We start from the raw sequence: 18,698 nt of genomic DNA, 5'->3' as shown, positions 1-18,698 counted from the left end.
CCCAAGGCAAAGGCCCCGCGTTGCGGGGCCTTTGCACTGGTGATCGGGGCGATGGGCGAGCCGTCGCGCGCCGGTCAAACGTAGTAGAGGCTGTAGCGCCGGCCGTTGGGCCAAGTCATCTGTTCGGCCTGGCTGAGCGTCCATTCGTACACCGCGTGGGCGGCGCCGGTCGGCTCGGGCCCCAGCGGGCTGAGGGCGTGCGCCCAGGCCGCGTCGGGGGTTTCCATGCGCTGGCGCAGGGCGTTCAGCTCGGCCTGCAGGCGGGCGTCCCGGCGCGCCAGCGCGGCGGTGCGGGCTTCGGCGCGGGCGACGGCGCGGCGCAGCGCCCAGCCGTTCAGGCCGGCCATGACGCGCTGGGCCGCGTGGCGGGCGGGCGAGGCCAGCAGCAGACTGCCCAGAAAGACGACCGCCCACATCAGCACCCAGGCGGCCAGCAGGTGGCCGTCGGCCCAGGTGTCGATGAGGCGATCCGTCACCACTGCCAGCGCGGCCACACCCGCTGCCAGCAGCAAGGTGGCCAGCGCGCGCGGGGCGACCGCACGGCGGGCGGCTTCGACGTGGGAGGCACCGGCCCCCACGGCGGGGGCCGGGTTCGGGGTGTGGATCAGCGTGGTGCTCATGGTGTGACTCCTGAATGCTGCGTTGCAGCAATGCGATGGTTCGCATATTAGGGTTTGCCCTGATGAGTTGCAAATTAATTTTTAGAATGTCATATATTCACCGGGGTGATAAATCGACTCAATTTCCGCACCCTCGACCTGAACCTGCTGCGCGTTTTTGACGAGGTGATGGCCGAGCGCAATCTGACGCGCGCCGCGCACAACCTGGCTCTGTCGCAGCCGGCGGTCAGCAACGCCTTGCGACGGCTGCGCGAGCTGCTGGGCGATGACCTGGTGCGCCGCTCTGGCTACGGTGTAGAGCCCACACCCCTGGCCCTGCAGATCTGGCCGGCGGTGCGCGAGGCGCTGCAACGCCTGCGCGAGTCGTTGGCGCCGGGGCCGTTCGACCCCACGCAGGCGCAGGATGCGTTCGTGCTCGCCATGGCCGATGCCACCGCCTCCAAGATCGTCCCCGGGCTGGTGGCAATCCTGGACCGGGAGGCGCCGGGGGTGACGCTGCGCGTGCTGCCCCTGACCACGCGCGACCCGCGCCCGCTGCTGGAGGACGGCGGGGTGGATCTGGCCATCGGCTATTTTCCGGGGGTGTTGGCCGAGCTGGGCGCCACCCACCTGCAGGAGCAGGCGCCGCGCTTTTTGTCGCGCCGGCTGTACGAGGGGCATTACGTCGTCGTGATGCGCCGCGGGCATCCGCTTGCCCAGGGGCCGCTGACGCTGGACGACTACTGCGCCGCGCGGCATCTGCTGGTGAGCTTTTCCGGGCGGCCGTTCGGCTTCGTGGACGAGGCGCTGGCCGCTCTGTCCCGCCGGCGCCGCATCGTGTTGACGGTCAACCAGTTTTTTACCGCCGGGCAGGTGGTGGCCACGTCCGATCTGTTGACGGTGCTGCCGCACCATTTTTTGAGCAGCACGGGGCGCGCGGCCGAGCTGGCCGTGCAGCCGCTGCCCATCGATGTGCCCACGGTGCATGTGGACATGCTGTGGCACCGGCAAACCGAGCTGGGCAGCGCCCAGCGCTGGCTGCGCGAGACGGTGGTGCGCGCCGTGGCCGGCGCTCCTTCCCCCGACGAGGCATGCTGATGCGGGTGCAACTGCTGTCGGATCTGCATTTGGAGGCCAACACCGGTTTCGTCCCCACGCCGGCGGCGGACGCCGACCTGCTGGTCCTGGCCGGGGACGTGGGCTCGTACCAACGGCGCGCCGATGGGGGGCGGCTGGGGCTGCCCGACTGGGGCTTGCAGGCCTTCTCGCCCTTGCCGCAATACGGGGGCTGGCCCACGCCGGTGCTTTACGTGCCGGGCAATCACGAGTACGACGGCCTGGACTGGGACGAGGCCCACGCGGGCCTGCGCGCGGCGTGCGAGCGGTTGGGCATCGTATGGCTGGAGCGCGAGGTGGTCGTCATCGACGGGGTGCGCTTCGTGGGCACGACGCTGTGGAGCGACTTCGACGCGCTGGCTTCGGTGCCGCTGCAGCGCCGTGGCCGGCCGCGGCCCATCACCGACCCGCAGGCGCACCGGCTGCACCAGCGACAGCGGGCCTTTCGGGCCGCCAATTTCCATTTGACCCAGATGGCCACGCAGCGCGCGGGCCGGCTGTTCGACGCGGCGGCCATGCGCGACGAGGCCCTGCGTTGCCAGACGTGGCTGCGCGCGGCGCTGTCGGCCCCTTTCGACGGCCCCACCGTCGTCGTGACCCACTTTGCGCCGACGCTGCGCAGCGCCGATCCGCGCTACGGCATCCAGCCCAGCACGGCCGGTTTTTGCAACGCGCTGGACGACCTGCTGCCGCTGGCCGACCTGTGGCTGCATGGCCACCTGCACTGCCCGCACGACTACCGCGTCGGCCGCTGCCGCGTGGTGGCCAATCCGCTGGGGTATGCCGACAAGGGCGAGCAGGGCGCCTTTGCCCCGGCGGCGGTGGTGGCGGTGCCGTCGGGGGCGCCGGCCGTACCCCCGGGGGATGCGCGGCGGGATAATGGGGGGCAGGACACACAGGCATGTTGAAGCGCATCCACGTCGAAGACGTCCGGTTGGGTATGTTCATCCACGGCTTTGCGGGGTCGTGGCTGGATCACCCGTTCTGGCGCAACCGCTTTTTGTTGGAAGACCCGGCCGACTTGGCGCGCATCCGCGCCAGCGCCGTGCGCGAGGTGTGGATCGACGTCAGCCAGGGGGCCGATGTGCCCCCCGAGGCGCCGGTGGCCGAGGCGGTGGACGCGCCGCAGGACATCGCGCCGCTGCAGGCCTACGACGAGCGCGTGCAGCGCCTGCTGGAGCCGGTCAGCCAGTCGGTCGAGCTGCAGCGCGCCGCCCGCCTGCTGGCCAGCGCCCGCGGCGCGGTCAAGGACATGTTCCAGGACGCGCGCATGGGGCGTGCGATCGACCGACAGGTCATGCGTGCGGTGGCCGACGACATTGCCGACAGCGTCACGCGCAACGCGGGGGCGCTGATCAGCCTGGCGCGCGTCAAGACCGCCGACGAATACACCTACATGCACTCGGTGGCGGTGTGCGCGCTGATGGTCGCGCTGGCGCGTCAGCTCGGCCTGCCCGACGACGAGACCCGCGCGGCGGGCTTTGCCGGGCTGCTGCACGACGTTGGCAAGGCCGACATCCCGCTGGAGATCCTGAACAAGCCCGGCCGCCTGACCGACGAGGAGTTCGCGATCGTGCGCGAGCACCCGCGCAAGGGCTGGGAGCGGCTGCGCGCCGCGGGCATCGACGACGCGGTGGCGCTGGACGTCTGCCTGCACCACCACGAGCGCTACGACGGCACGGGCTACCCCGATCGCTTGGCGGGCGAGGGCATCTCGCTGGTGGCCCGTATGGGCGCCGTGTGCGACGTGTACGACGCCATCACCTCCAACCGCCCGTACAAGGCGGGCTGGGATCCGGCCGAGTCGCTCAAGCGCATGGCGAGCTGGAAGGGGCACTTTGACGAGCGTGTTTTTCAGGCCTTCGTGCGCAGCCTGGGCATCTACCCGGTCGGCTCGCTGGTGCGGCTGAGCAACGGGCGCTTGGCGGTCGTGGTCGAGCCCTCACCGCGCAGCCTGCTCAAGCCGGTGGTCAAGACGGTGTTTCCACCCGCAGCGGGGAGCGGGTCGTGCCCGAGCGCGTCGATCTGTCGGCGCCGGGCTGCACGGTGCAGGTGGTGCAGCGCGAGGATCCGGCGCAGTGGAAAATCCCGGACCTCGACGAGATCTGGTCGGGCATCCCGGGGCTGGGGCGCGGCTGAATCCGGCGCCGGCGGGCCGTGGCTCAGGCCATGGGCTCGAGCAGGGTCGCCGCGGCGTCGCGCAGCGCGTGGGTCAGGCGGGTGAGCACGTCGGAGTCCAGGTTCCAGCAGTGCCAGTACAGCGGCACGGCGTAGGCGCTGCCCGGCGCCACGTCCACCAGCGTGCCGGCCTGCAGGGCCGGCCCCGCCACCAGGCGCGGCACCACGGTCACGCCCCAGCCGGCCAGCGCCGCGCGCACCTGCCCCTCGGACGAGGGGACGTAGCACTGCTGCAGCACCACCTGGGGCAGCCCGAAGGTCTGGCAGACGAAGTCGCGCTGCAGATCGTCCTTGCGGTTGAAGGCGACGAAGGGCACGCGGTGGAAGTTGTGGCGCGTCAGCCGCCCCTCCAGCGCCGCGGCGGCGAAGGCGGGGCTGGCCACTGCGACGTAGGCCATGCGGCCCAGCGGCTCCAGCCGGCAGCCGCGCAGCGGCTGCGCCAGCGAGGTCACGCAGCCCATCACCTGGCCCTCGCGCAGCCATTCGTGGGTGAAGTCCTGGTCGTCGTGGATGATTTCCAGCGGCACGCCATCGCGCACCAGCGGCGTGACGGCCGGCAGCGCCCAGCTCGCGATGCTGTCGGCGTTGATCGCCACCGAAATGCGCCCCTCGTCGCGCGGGCGGCGCGCCAGCGTGGGCGCCAGGTCGCGCAGGTCGTGCTCCAGGTCGGCGCGCAGCAGCCGCATCATCTTGGCGTGCTTGATGAGCAGCTGCCCCGCCGGTGTCGGCTTGATCGGGCGGCTGCGCACCAGCAGCACGGTGCCCACCTGCGCCTCCAGCGCGCGCAGCCGCTGCGACACCGCCGACTGCGTGATGGACAGCCGCTGGGCCGCGCGTTCAAAACCGCCCTCCTCGACGATGGCGGCCAGGCATTCGAGGGCGTCGGGATCGAAGGTGGCGGTCATGGCGGTTGTGCATTAGTTTTTCTGATGTTACCGCCGTTTGGTGAATCCCGCTTCATCTTTGTCGCGCCATCGCGCACACTCCCGCCCGACAGGCGGTTGGCGATCCGCGCGCGGGCGCGGCGGGGCCGCTCAAGGAGACGGACATGCGAGTGGTGGTTCTGGGCGCAGGCATCATCGGCACCTCGACGGCGTGGCACCTGCTGCAGCGCGGGCACGAGGTGGTGCTGGTGGACCGCCAGCCCGATGCGGCGCTGGAGACCAGCTTTGCCAATGCGGCGCAGATTTCGGTGAGCTACTGCGAGCCGTGGGCCAACCCCCAGGCGCCGCTGAAGGCACTCAAATGGATGTTCGACAAGCAGGCCCCGCTGCTGTGGCGCCCGCAGTGGGATACCGCGCAGTGGCGCTGGCTGTTGCAGTTTCTGGGCCAGTGCACCGACCGCGCGTTCGAGCGCAACGTGGCGCAACTGGTGTCGCTGGGCGCCTTCAGCCACGCCACGCTCAAGCAGATGGTGGCCGAGACGGGGATCGAGTACCCGCGCAGCGAGCGCGGCATTGCCCACGTCTACACCGATGCCCAGGCCTTTGCCGAGGCGGGCGAGGCCGCCGAGCTGATGCGCCGCCATGGGGTGCAGCGCCGGGTGGTCTCGCGCGAGGAGCTGTTGCGCATCGAGCCGGCGCTGCAGCCTTTTGCCGAGCAGATCGCCGGGGGCACCTACACCCCCACCGATGAGCACGGCGATGCGCGCGTGTTCACCCAGGCGCTGGCCCGACGCTGCGCGGCCCAGGGGGCGCAGCTGCTGTTCGGGCACGACATCGAGCGGCTGGAGGTGGCGGGCCGCGCCGTGCAGCGCGTGCACCTGCGCTGCCGCGCCACCGGCCAGGCACGCGCCCTGCAGGCCGACGCCTTCGTGGTGGCCTGCGGTTCGTACACCACGCCGCTGCTGGCCACGGTGGGCATCCGCGTGCCCATCTACCCTGGCAAGGGCTACAGCGCCACGCTGGCCCTGCGCGATCCGGCGCGGGCGCCGCAGGTCAGTCTGCTCGACGATGGGCGCAAGATCGCCATCTCGCGCCTGGGCGACCGCCTGCGCGTGGCGGGCACGATCGAGCTGGGCGGCTTCGACCTGCGGCTGGACACGCCCGTGGCGCGGGCGCGCTGCCACATGCTGCTGGAGCGTATCGAGCAGCTCTTCCCCGGCGTGGCCGACACGCGCACGCCGGAGCAGGGCGGCGAGCCGCAATTCTGGTGCGGCTTGCGCCCAGCCACGCCCACCAATATCCCGTTGATCGGCCGGCTGCCGCTGGGGCGGCTGTGGATCAACGCCGGCCATGGTACCCTGGGCTGGACGCACGGCGCGGGCTCGGGCCGGGCGTTGGCCGAGCTGATCAGCGGCGAGCGGCCGGCGATCGCCATGGACTTCGTCGGCGTGGCGGGGGCGCGCGACCGCACCGCCCGCCCCGCCGCGGCGTCCGCCACGGCCTGAACCGCGGCCCAGGGCGCCCAACCCGCAAGCGCCCAGTGCCCAAACGCTCAAGCCCAGTGCGGGCCCGGGCATCGCGCCGCCCGGCCACGTGCCCGGCGGCGGCAAGGCACAATCGCGCCCCATGTTCGAACCGTCGCCCGAGCGGTTTCGGGCCGCCCTTGGGCGCTTTGCCACCGGCGTGACCATCGTCACCGCGCGTGCGGCGGATGGCGTACCGGTCGGCCTGACCGCCAACTCGTTCAACTCCGTCTCGCTGGAGCCGCCGCTGGTGCTCTGGAGCCTGGCGCTGCGCTCGCGCGCGCTGCCCGTCTTCGAGTCGGCGGCGCATTACGCCATCCATGTGCTGGGGGTGGAGCAGCAGGCCCTGGCCCAACGGTTCGCCAGCCGGCAGGCGGACCGCTGGGCCGGCGTGGCGTGGACGCCCAACGCCGACGGCGTGCCGCTGCTGCCGGACTGCGCAGCCGTCTTCGAGTGCCGCAGCCGCAGCCGGTATGTCGAGGGGGACCACGTGATCCTGGTGGCCGAGGTGCTGCGCTGCCGCCACGACGGCACGGCCTCGCCCCTCCTGTACCATGGCGGGCGGTTCTACACCGAGCATCCGCTGTGACGACCTCCGCCGCCCTGCCCCAACGCAAGGACCACCTCGACACGCTGGCCGTGTCGTTGCTGGTGGTGTGCTGCGCGTTCTGGGGGTTTCAGCAGATCCTGATCAAGTTTGCCGGGCGCGAGATCCCTCCGCTGTGGCAGGCGTCGCTGCGCATGTGGGGCGCCACGGCGCTGCTGTGGCTGTGGTGCCGCGGGCGCGGTGTGCCGCTGTTCCAGCGCGACGGCTCGCTGCCGGGGGGGCTGCTGGTCGGGCTGCTGTTCGCGGCGGAGTTCGTCTTCATCTATCTGGGGCTGCAGCACACCAGCGCCTCGCGGTTGACGGTCTTTCTCTACACCAGCCCGTTCTGGGTGGCGTTGCTGCTGCCGCGCTTCGTGTCGGCGGAGCGGCTGCGCCCCATTCAGTGGGCCGGTCTGTGTCTGGCCTTTGCAGCGGTGGCGGTGGCCTTCAGCGAGGCGTTTTTGCACGGCTCGACGCCCGGGCAGTGGAAGGGCGACGCCATGGGGCTGGCGGCCGGCCTGTTCTGGGGCCTGACCACGGTGGCCATCCGCACCACCCGCATCGCCACGGTCGCCGCCGAAAAATCGCTGTTCTACCAGCTGGGAGTCACCGCGGCCGTGACCCCGCTGCTGTCCCTGGCCCTGGGCGAGCGCTGGGCGCTGGACTATTCGGCGCTGGCGTGGGGGTCGGTGTTTTTGCAGACCGCGGTGGGGGCGTTTGCCAGCTACCTGGCCTGGATGTGGATGCTGCGCCACTATCCGGCGACCCGCATGGCGACGTTTACTTTTCTGACGCCGCTATTTGCGCTGGTGTTTGGCGTGCTGCTGCTGGGCGAGCCGCTGACGCTGCAGTTGCTGCTGGCGCTGGCCGGGGTGGCGGCCGGCATCGTGCTGGTCAGCCGGCGCTGAACGCGGGCTGAACGCGGGGTTAGGGGGCCTGCACCGCCTCGAAGGCCGGGTGCAGCTCGTCGATCCAGAGCTCCACCTCCGCCGCGCCGATTTGCAGATGCGCCAGCGCCGCCTGCCCGTGCCGCGCCCAGTCGGGCGACGGGGGCACCCCTTCGTGCTGTTGCACCAGATGGTCGGCGATCAGCCCCATGGCGACCAGGTGCCGCACGGTGTCCGAATAACGGGTGTCGCCCAGGCAGGTGAAGTCGTGGTGCAGCCGGATGGCCACCGCCACCGGGGGCGGCAGGCGCCAGGTGCGCGCGACGATGGCGCCCACCACCGCGTGATCGGTGCGGTGGTTGGCGTTTTCGGTCTGGGTGAAGGTGCGGTCCTTGCGGGCCAGCGCCTCGGTGATCGTGGCGGCATAGCCGCGCACGCCGCGCAGCAGCACCGGCATGCCGACGTGGCAAAACAGGCCAAAGCTGTACGCCAGCCCGGGGTCCATGTCGTAGAGCTGGCGGCCGATGTGTTCGCAGGCGATGGCGCGGCGCGTGGAGCTTTCCCAGAAATGCGCCAGCACCGGCGAATGCACCTGCAACGCGTTGCGCGTCAGAAAGCCCATGAGCAACTGCACCGCGGGCCGCACACCCAGCACCGTGAGGGCCTGCCCCACGGTGGCAACGGGCTGGCTCAGGCCATAGAGCGGGCTGTTGGCCTGCCGGATCAGGGCGGCGGCCATGGCCACGTCGCTGCTGGCGATGGTGTCCAGCACCGCGGGGTCGGGCTCGCCATGCGCGGTGGCATCTTGCAGCTGGCGCAGCAACTCCGGGCAGGGTGGGATGACGATGTCGCGCACGGGCCCGCGCGAACGGGCTTGGTCCAATTCGGCTTCGACGGAGCGGTCGGTCATGCGCCGATTGTGCCGCGAAGCGGCGACGGGTCGGCCGGTTTGGGGTCATGCCCCCGCGGGGGCTGGCGGGGTATCGCCTGGGGCATGGGCTTGGCGGGCCTGGGCATAGGCCACGTACCAGGCCAGGCAGTCCGGGTTGGCCATGGCGTCGCGGTTGACCACGCGCTCCAGCGGCTGGCCCAGCAGCAGTTTTTTGATCGGCAGCTCCTGCTTCTTGCCGCTGAGGGTGCGCGGGATGTCCGGCACCTGCTCGATGGCGTCGGGGACGAAGCGCGGCGACAGCGCGCGCCGGATGGCGTCGCGCAGCCGCTCGCGCAGGGGCTCGTCCAGCGTCAGCCCCGGGCGCAGCACCACGAACAGCGGCATGAAGCTCTCGCGGCCCAGGTACTCCAGATCCACCACCAGGCTGTCCAGCACCTCGGGCAGCGCTTCGACAGCGGCGTAGATCTCGCTCGTGCCCATGCGCAGGCCGTGGCGGTTGATGGTCGCGTCGGATCGGCCGTAGATGACGCAGCCGCCATCGGGGCGCACTTCCAGCCAGTCGCCGTGGCGCCAAACGCCGGGGTAGGTGTCGAAGTAGCTCGACAGGTAGCGCGCATCGCCCTCGTCGTTCCAAAAGTACAACGGCATGGAGGGGATGGGGCGCACGCAAACCAGCTCGCCCACCTGCCCGACGACGGCGCGCCCGTCGTCGTCCCAGGCCTCCACCGCGCAGCCCAGTTGCCGGCATTGCATCTGCCCCGGCACCTGCGGCAGGCCCCGGTGACCGCCAATGAAGGCGCCGCAAAAGTCCGTGCCGCCGGAGATGTTGCACCACCACACCGGCCCGCCAGGGCCGCCCGGCAGGGCGGCCGGATCGGCCGCGCGGCCCGCGAGCGCATAGACGCGCGCGAACTGCGCGCTGCCCCAGCGTTGCACCTCCTCGGGCAGGGGCGATCCGGTGGAGCCCAGCGCGCGGATGGTGGACAGATCGTGCCCGCCCGCTTGCAGGGCGGCCAGATCCACGCCCGCCTTCATGACGTTGCCATAAAAGGCCGCTCCCGCACCAAAGAACGTGACGCGGTGCCGGGCGGCAAAACGCCACAGCACGGTCCAGTCCGGCTCGTCCTTGCGTCCGCCCGGGCTGCCGTCGTAGAGCACGATGGTGGTCCCGCCGGTCAGCCCGGCGATCTGGGCGTTCCACATCACCCAGCCGGTGGAGCTGTACCAGTGAAAGCGCTCGCCCAGGCTGTTGGGGTCGTAGCTGGGGCCGATGTCGTTGTGCAGGACTTTGAGCGCCAGCGTGGTCAGCAGGATGCCGCCATGCCCGTGCACGATGGGCTTGGGCAGGCCCGTCGTGCCGCTGGAGTACACGATCCACAGCGGATGGTCGAACGGCAGCCACTCGGGCGCAAAGTCGCGCACGGCCGCATCGTCGCGATCGACCAGCGCGGCAAAGTCGTGCGTGTCGGTCAGGCGCTGCGCCGCGTATGGCGTGCGCAGCGTGACCACATGGGACAGCGTCGGCAGGCCGGCGCGCAGCTCGCGCACGGTGGCGCTGCGGTCCAGCGGCCGGCCCGCGTAGTGCACCCCGTCCGCGGCAATCAGCACGGTCGGCTCGATCTGGCGGAAGCGGTCCAGCACCGCCGCCGTGCCCATGTCCGGCGCGCACACGCTCCAGATCGCGCCCAGGCTGGCGCAGGCCAGAAAGGCCACCACCGTCTCGGCCCGGTTGGGCAAATAGGCGGCCACGCGGTCGCCGCGCCGCACCCCCAGCGCGCGCAGGCCCACCGCCAACGCGGCCACGTCGCGCTGCAGCTCGCGCCAGCCCACGGTGCGCACGCGGCCCAGTTCGTCCTCGGCGATGATGGCCGGCTGGCCCGCGGCCTCGGCCGGCTCCACATGGCGCCACACCTGGCGCGCATAGTTCACCTGCGCACCGGGGAACCAGCGCACATGCGGCATGGCCGCGCCTTCCAGCACGGCGCGGTGCGGCGTGGGCGACTCCAGGGCAAAGTAGTCCCACACGCTTTGCCAGAACGCCCCCAGGTCGGTGGTGGACCAGCGCCACAGCGCGTCGTAGTCGTCAAAGCCCAGGCCATGGCGCTGCCGCAGCCAGTCCTGGTAGCGGCCAATCTGGGGGGTGTAGGGGGCGGGCATCCGGTCTCCTTCGGCGCTTGGCGCGGTCGGCCGCGCACGGGGGGCGCATGGGCCGAATTATCGAGAGCGGCGCCGCGCGGCCCGTCGCGTCGGCGTCAGGCGAGCCGGCCCGAATCCTGCTTGCCCCGGCGCGGGCGCCCGCGACCTGACACGAGGCTTGCAGGGGCATGGCGCCCGCGGGCAGAATCACGCCCATTTACCCGAAACCACGCGAGGAGCGAGAACCATCATGTTCCAATGGACGGAAAAATCCGACGCCGCCCTGCAGGCCGGCGGCGTCATCGGGCCGGATGAGCGGCTGCCCTGGCCGCAGACCGCCATGCTGGGGGTGCAGCACCTGATCGCCATGTTTGGCGCGACGGTGCTGGCGCCCATCCTGATGGGCTTCGATCCCAACGTCGCCATCCTGATGAGCGGCATCGGCACGCTGCTGTTCTTCGTGGCCACGGGCGGCAAGGTGCCCAGCTACCTGGGGTCGAGCTTTGCGTTCATCGGTGTGGTGATCGCAGCCACGGGCTATGCCGGGCAGGGGCCCAACGCCAACATCGGCGTGGCGCTGGGCGGCATCATCGCGTGCGGGGCGCTGTACTTCGTCATCGGGGCCGTCGTGCAGGCGGTGGGTACCGGATGGATCGAGCGCCTGATGCCGCCGGTGGTTACGGGGGCAGTGGTGGCGGTGATCGGCCTGAACCTGGCGCACATTCCGGTCAAGAACATGGCGCCGACGCCGTTCGATGCCTGGATGCAGGCGGTGACCTTCGTCTGCGTGGGGCTGGTGGCGGTGTTCACACGCGGCATGGTGCAGCGGCTGTTGATCCTGATGGGCCTGATCGTGGCCAGTGTCGTGTATGCCGTGCTGGCCAACGGCCTGGGGTTGGGCAAGCCGCTCGACCTGTCGGGGGTGGCCAATGCCGCGTGGATTGGCATGCCCAACTTCAGCGCCCCCGTGTTCAGCGGCCATGCGATGCTGCTGATCGCGCCGGTGGCCGTGATTCTGGTGGCCGAAAACCTGGGCCACATCAAGGCCGTGACGGCGATGACGGGCAAGAACCTGGATGTGTACATGGGCCGCGCCTTCATGGGCGATGGCGTGGCGACCATGGTCGCCGGCAGCGCGGGCGGCACGGGCGTGACCACCTACGCCGAGAACATCGGCGTGATGGCGGCGACCAAGATCTACTCGACCGCGATCTTCGTCGTGGCGGGCCTGATGGCCATTCTGCTGGGCTTCAGCCCCAAGTTCGGCGCGCTGATCCAGGCCATTCCGCTGGCGGTGATGGGCGGGGTCTCGATCGTGGTGTTTGGCCTGATCGCGGTGGCGGGCGCCAAGATCTGGGTGGACAACCAGGTGGACTTTTCCGACAACAAGAACCTGCTGGTGGCGGCGATCACGCTGGTGCTGGGCACGGGCGACTTCACGCTGAAGTTTGGCGACTTTGCCCTGGGCGGCATCGGCACGGCGACTTTTGGCGCCATTGGTCTGTACGCGCTGCTCGACCGGCGCTCGGCGGGCTGACGCCCGCGCCCGGGGCGGGGCCGTTCGTCGCCGCGTTGGCACGAAGTCCCGCCCCGGCCGTACACTGCCGGGTATGGACGGCAGGATCAACAGCGCGGCGTTGTCCGGGATGCGCGCGGCGCAGACCCGGCTGAGCAGCGCGGCCAACAACATCGCCAACGCGCAAACCGACGGCTACCGCCGCGAGCAGGTGCGCAGCGAGGCCGAGCCCGCGCCGGGCGCGGGGGTGCGCACCCGCATCGACAAGCGGCCCGAGCCCGGGGCCGATCTGGCCGCCGACATGGTGGAGCAGAAAATGGCGGCCACCAGCTTTGCGGCCAATTTGCAGGTGTTCAAAGCGGCCGATCAGGCGATGGGGCGCTTGCTCGACACCCGCGCCTGAATCGACATGCGCGCCGCGCGCGCGGCAACAAAAAACACCGGGAGCGGGGCTGCCGGTGTCGTCGCAAGCCACCTGTGGCGGTGGCACCTGGATCGTCTCTGTCGGGGTTTACCCTCAAACGGGCGCTTGGCTGGCGTGCCGCGCCATCGATTTGTCTCCTCGGTCCTCTCAGAGCTGCCCGGCTGCGCGCAGGCGCCGGTGTCCGAGTACGGACATTCTAGGTGGCGTTGTCCCCGCTGCGGCTTGGGACAAACCCGCAGCGCGGTCATGCGCCGGCCAGGATCCAGCGCGCGGCCTTCTCGGCGATCATCAAGGTGGGGCTGTTGGTGTTGCCGCTGGTGATGGTGGGCATGATGCCGGCATCGACCACGCGCAGCCCGCCGATGCGCCCGCCGCGCCCGTCGCGCACGCGCAGGTGGGGGTCGGTGACCGCCATCGGGTCTCCGTCGCGCCCCATCGCCGTGGTGCCCACCGGGTGGAAGATGGTGGTGGCGATGTCGCCGGCCAGCCGCGCCAGTTCCTCGTCGGTCTGGTACTGCGGGCCGGGCCGGTATTCCTCGGGCCGGTAGGGGGCGAGCGCCGGCTGGGCGACGATGCGCCGGGTCAGACGCAGGCTGTCGGCCGCAACCTGGCGGTCCTGCGCCGTGGACAGGTACTGGGGCGCGATGGCGGGCGCGTCCTCGAAGCGCGGGCTGCGCAGATGCACCGTGCCGCGGCTGGTCGGGTTGAGGTTGCATACGCTGGCCGTAAACGCCGGGAAGGGGTGCAGCGGCTCGCCAAAGGCGTCCAGGCTGAGCGGCTGCACGTGGTATTCCACATTGGGCCAGTCGAAGCCGGGCCCGCTGCGCGTGAAGGCGCCCAACTGGCTGGGCGCCATGCTCATCGGCCCGCTGCGCGTCAGCAGGTATTGCAGCCCGATGTGGGCTTTGCCCCACCAGTGGCGGGCCAGGGTGTTGAGCGTCTCGGCCCCCTGCACCTTGAAGACGGCGCGGATTTGCAGGTGGTCTTGCAGGTTGGCGCCCACGCCCGGCAGGTCGGCCAGCACCTCGAGCCCCAGGGGCCGCAGCACGGCCGCCGGCCCGATGCCGGAGAGTTGCAGGATCTGCGGGCTGCCGATGGCGCCGGCGCTGAGCACCACCTCGCGCGCGGCCTGGGCGGTCACGCTGCCTTGGGCGGTCCAGACCTCCACCCCCCGGCAGTGCAGGGCGCCGTCCGCGCCGCGCTCGATCAGCAGCCGCTTGACCTGCGCGCCGGTCCACAGGGTGAAGTTGGGCCGCCGCTCGCAGGTCGGGCGCAAAAAGGCCTTGGCCGTGTTCCAGCGCCAGCCGCTTTTCTGGTTGACCTCGAAGTAGCCCACCCCTTCGTTGGTGCCGCGATTGAAGTCGTCCGTGGCCGGGATGCCGGCCTGCTGCGCCGCCTGCGCGAAGGCGTCCAGAATGTCCCAGCGCAGGCGCTGCTTTTCCACACGCCACTCGCCCGTGCTGCCGGTGCGCCGATGGCCGTGCAGGGCGGCGAATGCGGGGTCGGTGTCCGCATCCAGCCGGTAGTGGTCCTCGTGCGCCTTGAAGTCGGGCAGGCAGCGCTCCCACGTCCACTCGTCGTCGCCGGTGATCTGCGCCCACTGGTCGTAGTCGCGCGCCTGGCCGCGCATATAGATCATGCCGTTGATGCTGGAGCAGCCGCCCAGCACCTTGCCGCGCGGGTAGCGCAGTTGCCGGCCGTTGAGGCCCGCGTCCGGTTCCGTCTTGTACAGCCAGTCGGTGCGCGGGTTGCCGATGCAGTACAGGTAGCCCACCGGGATGTGCACCCAGTGGTAGTTGTCCTTCTGCCCAGCCTCGATGAGCAGCACGCGGTGGCGCGGGTTGGCCGACAGGCGGTTGGCCAGCAGGCTGCCGGCGGTGCCGCCGCCGACCACGATGTAGTCGAAGGTGTTCACTGCGACGTCGGCATCACGAACTCGGCGCCCTTGGGCGTGCTCTCGGGCCAGCGCTGCATGACGCTCTTTTGCGCGGTGTAGAAGCGCACGCCCTCCTCGCCATAGGCGTGCATGTCGCCGAACAGGCTCTTTTTCCAGCCGCCAAAGCCGTGCCAGGCCATCGGCACCGGGATCGGCACGTTGATGCCCACCATGCCGACCTGCACGCGGCGCGCAAACTCGCGCGCCACATGCCCGTCGCGGGTGAAGCAGGCCGTGCCGTTGCCGTAGGCGTGCTCGTTGATCAGCCGCACCGCGGTGGCAAAGTCCGGCACCCGCACGCACGACAGCACGGGGCCGAAGATCTCGTCGCGGTAGATCGACATCTCCGGCGTGACGTGGTCGAACAGCGTGCCGCCCAGCCAGAAGCCGTGGTCACAGCCCGGGCCGGCGCTGCGGCCGTCGAAGCCCCGGCCGTCCACCAGCAGCTGTGCCCCTTCGCGCACGCCGGCCTCGATGTAGCCGGTGATGCGCTGGCGCGCGGCGTCGGTGACGATGGGGCCCATCTCGGCCTGCCGGTTCATCCCGTCCAGCACCTTCAGCGCCCGCGTGCGTTCGACCAGCCGGGGCATGATCCGGTCGGCCACGTCGCCCACCAGCACGCCGACCGAGATGGCCATGCAGCGTTCGCCGGCCGAGCCGAAGGCCGCACCGATCAGCGCGTCGACCGCCTGGTCCAGATCTGCATCGGGCATGACGACCATGTGGTTCTTGGCCCCGCCCAGGGCCTGCACGCGCTTGCCGTGGCGCGCGCCGGTCTCGTAGATGGTGTTGGCGATCGGCGTCGAGCCGACGAAGCTGACCGCCCGCACATCGGGGTGATCCAGCAACGCGTCCACCGCCGCCTTGTCGCCCTGCACCACGTTGAACACGCCGTCGGGCAGGCCGGCCTGCTGCAGCAGCTCGGCGATGCGCAGCGACGGCGACGGGTCGATGGGGCTGGGCTTGAGCACGAAGGTGTTGCCGCAGGCCAGCGCGACCGGGAACATCCACATCGGCACCATGACGGGGAAGTTGAACGGCGTGATGCCCGCGACCACGCCCAGCGGCTGGCGCATGGTCCAGTTGTCGATGCCGGTGGAGACCTGCTCGGTGTAGTCACCCTTGAGCAGTTGCGGAATGCCGCAGGCGAATTCGACGATCTCGATGCCGCGGGTGACTTCGCCCTGCGCGTCGGTGAACACCTTGCCGTGCTCGGCGGTGATCATGGCGGCCAGCTCGTCGCGGTGCTGATTGAGCAGCTCCAGAAACCGGAACAGGATGCGCGCGCGGCGCAGCGGGGGCAGCTCGGCCCAGGCGGGGAAGGCCGCGCGTGCGGCCGCGACGGCGGCTTGCACCTCGGCCGCATCGGCCAGCGCGACGCGGCCGGTGATGGCGCCCGTCGCGGGGTTGAAGACGTCCTGCTGGCGGCCCGACTGGCCGGCGACGGGGCGGCCGCCGATGTGGTGGCCGATGGCGGTGGGGGTCAGGATCATGGTCTTAAATCCGGCTCATGCGAAAACCCCCACTGTAGAAGAGTGCAGCTCGCCTGACCAGCGAGTTTTTCAAAAGTCAGACATAAGGTGATCTAATACCCGGATGGACCACACCGCCCTGCGCGCCTTTGCCGCCGTGGCCCGCGAAGGCAGCCTGTCGCGGGCGGCGCAGCGCCTGCACCTGACGCAGCCGGCCTTGAGTCTGCAGCTCAAGGCCTTGCAGACGCGGCTGGGGGTGCGGCTGTTCGAGCGCACCCCGCGCGGCATGCGGCTGACCCCGGACGGTGCGGCCCTGTTGCCCCTGGCCGACCGGGTGCTGGCGGCGCAGCGCGAGTTCGACGGCGCCGCCCAGCGCCTGCGCCAGCAGGTGCGCGGGGAGCTGGCCATCGGCACCATCCTGGATCCGGAGTTCACCCGCCTGGGGGCCTTTTTGCGCGAGCTGGTGGAGACCGCCCCCTTCCTGCAGACGGCGTTGCGCCAGGGCATGAGCGGCGAGGTGCTGCAGCGCCTGGACGCGGGCGAGCACGACGTGGGCTTCTACCTCGGTGACCCGGACCAGGACCGCGGGACGGCCGGGCGCTACCGCGTGCGCACGCTCACCCCGTTCACCTACCGCGTGCTGGCGCCCGCCGGGTGGGGGCCGCAGGTGCAGGGGCGCGGCTGGGCCGAGCTCGCGGCCTTGCCGTGGATCGAGACGCCGCCCGAGTCGGCCCATCACCGCCTGCTGCGCCGCACCCTGCAGCCGCTGGGGTTGCAGGTGCGGCGTGTGGCCCTGGTGGATCAGGAGGCGTCGATGCTGGACCTGGTGCGCTCCGGCGTGGGCCTGAGCCTGGTGCGCGACGCGGTGGCCATCCGCGAGGTGCAGGCGCGCGGGCTGGTGGTGGCCGACCGGGTGGCGCTGGGGTGTGTGTTGAGCTTCGTCAGCCTGGCTGAGCGGCAGGGCGAGCCGGCCATCGAAGCCGCCTGGACAGCGCTGGATCGGGTCTGGGGCGGTGCCGAGGGCGGCGTCTAGGGCGGCGATGACGGCCGCGGATCGTCCGGGGACGGCGCTCGCGTCACCAGTGCTTGGGCAGCGGAATCTTGCTGTAACCGTTGATCGGTTTGCCACCGCCGGCGGTGAACTGCGGGTCGCGGTGCAACACCTGATCGCGCAGGCGGTCCCGGATGTGGGGGTAGGCGATTTGTTCGAGACGTCCGCTCAGGACGTCGGGCATGCGGTCCATGGCAGATACACGGTGGGGGGTGAAATACCGTGATCGTAGCGCAGTCCGAGGGTGGGTTCAGCCGCGCCAAAAGAACACGGCGCTCATCACGATCCCGGTGCCGATGACCACCGCCCGCACGGCGGCAGCGGGCAGCCGCCGCGCGCCGTGTGCGCCGGCGTAGCCCCCGGCGGTGGCGGCCGCCATCATCAGCACCGCCGGGCCCCAGGCGATGGCACCGGCGAGCGCGAACGTCGCCACCGACAGCAGCGACAACACCAGCGAATTGAGGTTTTTGAGCGCGTTGGCGGTGTGGATGCGCGACTCCCCCGTCACGGTGTACAGCGCCATGAGCAGGATGCCCAGCCCGCCGTTGAAATAGCCGCCGTACACGGACACGGCCAGCAGCCCCCAGGTTCGCGCGCTGCGGCCCGGGACGCCGCCGCGGTGCTCGGCCAACCAGCGCACGCACCGCGGCCCGGCCATGAAGACGACCGTGGCAAACAGCAGCAGCCACGGCACGATGGCGCGAAAGGCGCTGGCCGGGGTGATCAGCAACAGCAGGGCCCCCGCCACCCCGCCCGCCGCGGCGATGCCGGCCTCCATGCGCAGGCGGTGCGGCGGCACCCGGGCCAGCTCGTCGCGCATGCCCAGGGTGCTGCCCAGATAGCCCGGGCTGACCGCGACCGCGCTGGTGGCGTTGGCGACGATGGGGTTGACGCCCGTGAACACGAGCGCAGGGAACGTCAAAAAACTGCCGCCACCAGCGATGGCGTTGAGCACGCCCGCGGCAAAGGCGGCGCTGGCCAGCAGCAGGCCGTCGGTCAGGGTCATCATGAATGGGGGGGATCCAGAGACAGGCGCCGGTCTTGCCGCACCAGGGTTTCGAAGGTGTCCAGGTCCACCGGGGGGCTGAACAGAAAGCCCTGCAGTTGATCGCAGCCGAGCGCGCGCAGAAATTGCATCTGCTCGACGGTCTCGACCCCTTCCGCGACGATCTCCTGGCGCAACTGCTGCCCCACGGTCACGATCGCGCGGGCGATGGCGCCGTCGCTGATCTGGTGCGGAATGCCGGTGACGAAGGAGCGGTCGATTTTGAGCGTGCGAATCGGAAAGCGCTTGAGGTAGGCCAGGCTGGAGTAGCCCGTGCCAAAGTCGTCCAGCGCCAGGCTCACGCCCAGCGGCAGCGGGTGCCCCTCGCGGTCCCGCGCCGTGGCTTCGCCGTGCCAGTGGCCGTCGTCGCTGTGCATCAGCGCGTCCAGCGGGGGCGGGGCGGGGTCTGCCCACAGGACGGGCCAGAGGGGCGTCGTGGCGCCGCCGCAGCGT

17 protein-coding genes and 1 pseudogene are annotated in these 18,698 nt (G+C 70.9%); 9 read left to right on the top strand and 9 right to left on the bottom strand.

The window, feature by feature from the left end:
* Positions 1-74: 74 nt before the first annotated feature.
* Positions 75-620, bottom strand: a complete 546-nt coding sequence (locus A9O67_RS04365) for a hypothetical protein (protein WP_068607717.1) — start codon at positions 618-620, stop codon at positions 75-77.
* A 108-nt stretch (positions 621-728) separates the two neighbouring features.
* On the opposite strand from A9O67_RS04365, the gene A9O67_RS04360 reads away from it, so the two are divergent.
* The 3 genes and pseudogenes from A9O67_RS04360 to A9O67_RS04350 all read left to right on the top strand — a co-directional run bounded on the left by A9O67_RS04360 (position 729) and on the right by A9O67_RS04350 (position 3,854).
* Entirely contained in the window at positions 729-1,697 is a 969-nt protein-coding gene (locus A9O67_RS04360; RefSeq protein ID WP_082955392.1) for a LysR family transcriptional regulator, read from the top strand.
* A complete protein-coding gene (locus A9O67_RS04355; RefSeq protein WP_068608256.1) occupies positions 1,697-2,623 on the top strand; it encodes a metallophosphoesterase in 927 nt (308 codons plus the stop codon). The genes A9O67_RS04360 and A9O67_RS04355 overlap by 1 nt, the downstream gene beginning before the upstream one ends.
* Positions 2,617-3,854 (top strand): annotated as a pseudogene (locus A9O67_RS04350) (HD-GYP domain-containing protein). The gene A9O67_RS04355 and the pseudogene A9O67_RS04350 overlap by 7 nt, the downstream one beginning before the upstream one ends.
* 23 nt (positions 3,855-3,877) lie before the next feature.
* Here the strand turns inward: A9O67_RS04350 and A9O67_RS04345 are convergent.
* Complete coding sequence (locus A9O67_RS04345) at positions 3,878-4,798, bottom strand: LysR family transcriptional regulator ArgP (RefSeq protein ID WP_068607714.1); 921 nt, start codon at positions 4,796-4,798, stop codon at positions 3,878-3,880.
* A gap of 143 nt (positions 4,799-4,941) precedes the next feature.
* On the opposite strand from A9O67_RS04345, the gene A9O67_RS04340 reads away from it, so the two are divergent.
* From A9O67_RS04340 to A9O67_RS04330, 3 genes are all read left to right on the top strand, one after another.
* Positions 4,942-6,282, top strand: coding sequence for a D-amino acid dehydrogenase (locus tag A9O67_RS04340; protein ID WP_068607711.1), 1,341 nt, complete (start codon positions 4,942-4,944; stop codon positions 6,280-6,282).
* 121 nt (positions 6,283-6,403) lie between these two features.
* Positions 6,404-6,889: a flavin reductase family protein gene (locus tag A9O67_RS04335; RefSeq protein ID WP_068607709.1), complete on the top strand. Its 486-nt coding sequence runs from the start codon at positions 6,404-6,406 to the stop codon at positions 6,887-6,889.
* A 14-nt stretch (positions 6,890-6,903) separates the two neighbouring features.
* Positions 6,904-7,794, top strand: a complete 891-nt coding sequence (locus A9O67_RS04330) for a DMT family transporter (RefSeq protein WP_068608250.1) — start codon at positions 6,904-6,906, stop codon at positions 7,792-7,794.
* Between the two features lie 19 nt (positions 7,795-7,813).
* On the opposite strand, the gene A9O67_RS04325 is transcribed toward A9O67_RS04330, so the two are convergent.
* Together A9O67_RS04325 and A9O67_RS04320 are read right to left on the bottom strand one after the other, a co-directional pair.
* Positions 7,814-8,683, bottom strand: a complete 870-nt coding sequence (locus A9O67_RS04325; protein ID WP_068607707.1) for an HDOD domain-containing protein — start codon at positions 8,681-8,683, stop codon at positions 7,814-7,816.
* Between the two features lie 45 nt (positions 8,684-8,728).
* On the bottom strand, positions 8,729-10,822 hold the full coding sequence (locus A9O67_RS04320) for an acetoacetate--CoA ligase (protein WP_068607704.1): 2,094 nt from the start codon (positions 10,820-10,822) through the stop codon (positions 8,729-8,731).
* 229 nt (positions 10,823-11,051) lie between these two features.
* On the opposite strand from A9O67_RS04320, the gene A9O67_RS04315 reads away from it, so the two are divergent.
* Entirely contained in the window at positions 11,052-12,338 is a 1,287-nt protein-coding gene (locus A9O67_RS04315) for a solute carrier family 23 protein (protein WP_068607703.1), read from the top strand.
* Positions 12,339-12,411: 73 nt separating this feature from the next.
* The gene (locus A9O67_RS04310) at positions 12,412-12,720 is read left to right on the top strand and encodes a flagellar basal body protein (protein ID WP_068607701.1); all 309 of its coding nucleotides are present in this window, start codon (positions 12,412-12,414) and stop codon (positions 12,718-12,720) included.
* Between the two features lie 265 nt (positions 12,721-12,985).
* Here the strand turns inward: A9O67_RS04310 and A9O67_RS04305 are convergent, their stop codons facing one another.
* Positions 12,986-14,656, bottom strand: coding sequence for a GMC family oxidoreductase (locus tag A9O67_RS04305; protein WP_231960210.1), 1,671 nt, complete (start codon positions 14,654-14,656; stop codon positions 12,986-12,988).
* Positions 14,653-16,170 carry a CoA-acylating methylmalonate-semialdehyde dehydrogenase gene (locus tag A9O67_RS04300; RefSeq protein WP_068607699.1) on the bottom strand — a complete coding sequence of 506 codons (1,518 nt, stop codon included), beginning with the start codon at positions 16,168-16,170 and terminating at the stop codon, positions 14,653-14,655. The genes A9O67_RS04305 and A9O67_RS04300 overlap by 4 nt, the downstream gene beginning before the upstream one ends.
* 103 nt (positions 16,171-16,273) lie before the next feature.
* Here A9O67_RS04300 and A9O67_RS04295 point away from each other — a divergent pair, with 103 nt between their 5' ends.
* A complete protein-coding gene (locus A9O67_RS04295) occupies positions 16,274-17,182 on the top strand; it encodes a LysR family transcriptional regulator (RefSeq protein WP_068607697.1) in 909 nt (302 codons plus the stop codon).
* A gap of 43 nt (positions 17,183-17,225) precedes the next feature.
* Here A9O67_RS04295 and A9O67_RS13420 read toward each other — a convergent pair whose 3' ends face one another.
* The 3 genes from A9O67_RS13420 to A9O67_RS04285 are packed head-to-tail and all read right to left on the bottom strand — an operon-like array spanning position 17,226 to position 18,622.
* The gene (locus A9O67_RS13420; protein WP_197484433.1) at positions 17,226-17,393 is read right to left on the bottom strand and encodes a hypothetical protein; all 168 of its coding nucleotides are present in this window, start codon (positions 17,391-17,393) and stop codon (positions 17,226-17,228) included.
* Between the two features lie 57 nt (positions 17,394-17,450).
* A complete protein-coding gene (locus tag A9O67_RS04290; RefSeq protein ID WP_082955354.1) occupies positions 17,451-18,209 on the bottom strand; it encodes a sulfite exporter TauE/SafE family protein in 759 nt (252 codons plus the stop codon).
* On the bottom strand, positions 18,206-18,622 hold the full coding sequence (locus tag A9O67_RS04285) for an EAL domain-containing protein (protein WP_068607693.1): 417 nt from the start codon (positions 18,620-18,622) through the stop codon (positions 18,206-18,208). The genes A9O67_RS04290 and A9O67_RS04285 overlap by 4 nt, the downstream gene beginning before the upstream one ends.
* Positions 18,623-18,698 lie beyond the last annotated feature (76 nt).

The sequence above is a fragment of the Tepidimonas fonticaldi genome (assembly GCF_001675355.1).
GTDB lineage: Bacteria > Pseudomonadota > Gammaproteobacteria > Burkholderiales > Burkholderiaceae_C > Tepidimonas > Tepidimonas fonticaldi.
This window is presented reverse-complemented; position numbering and strand designations above follow the sequence as displayed.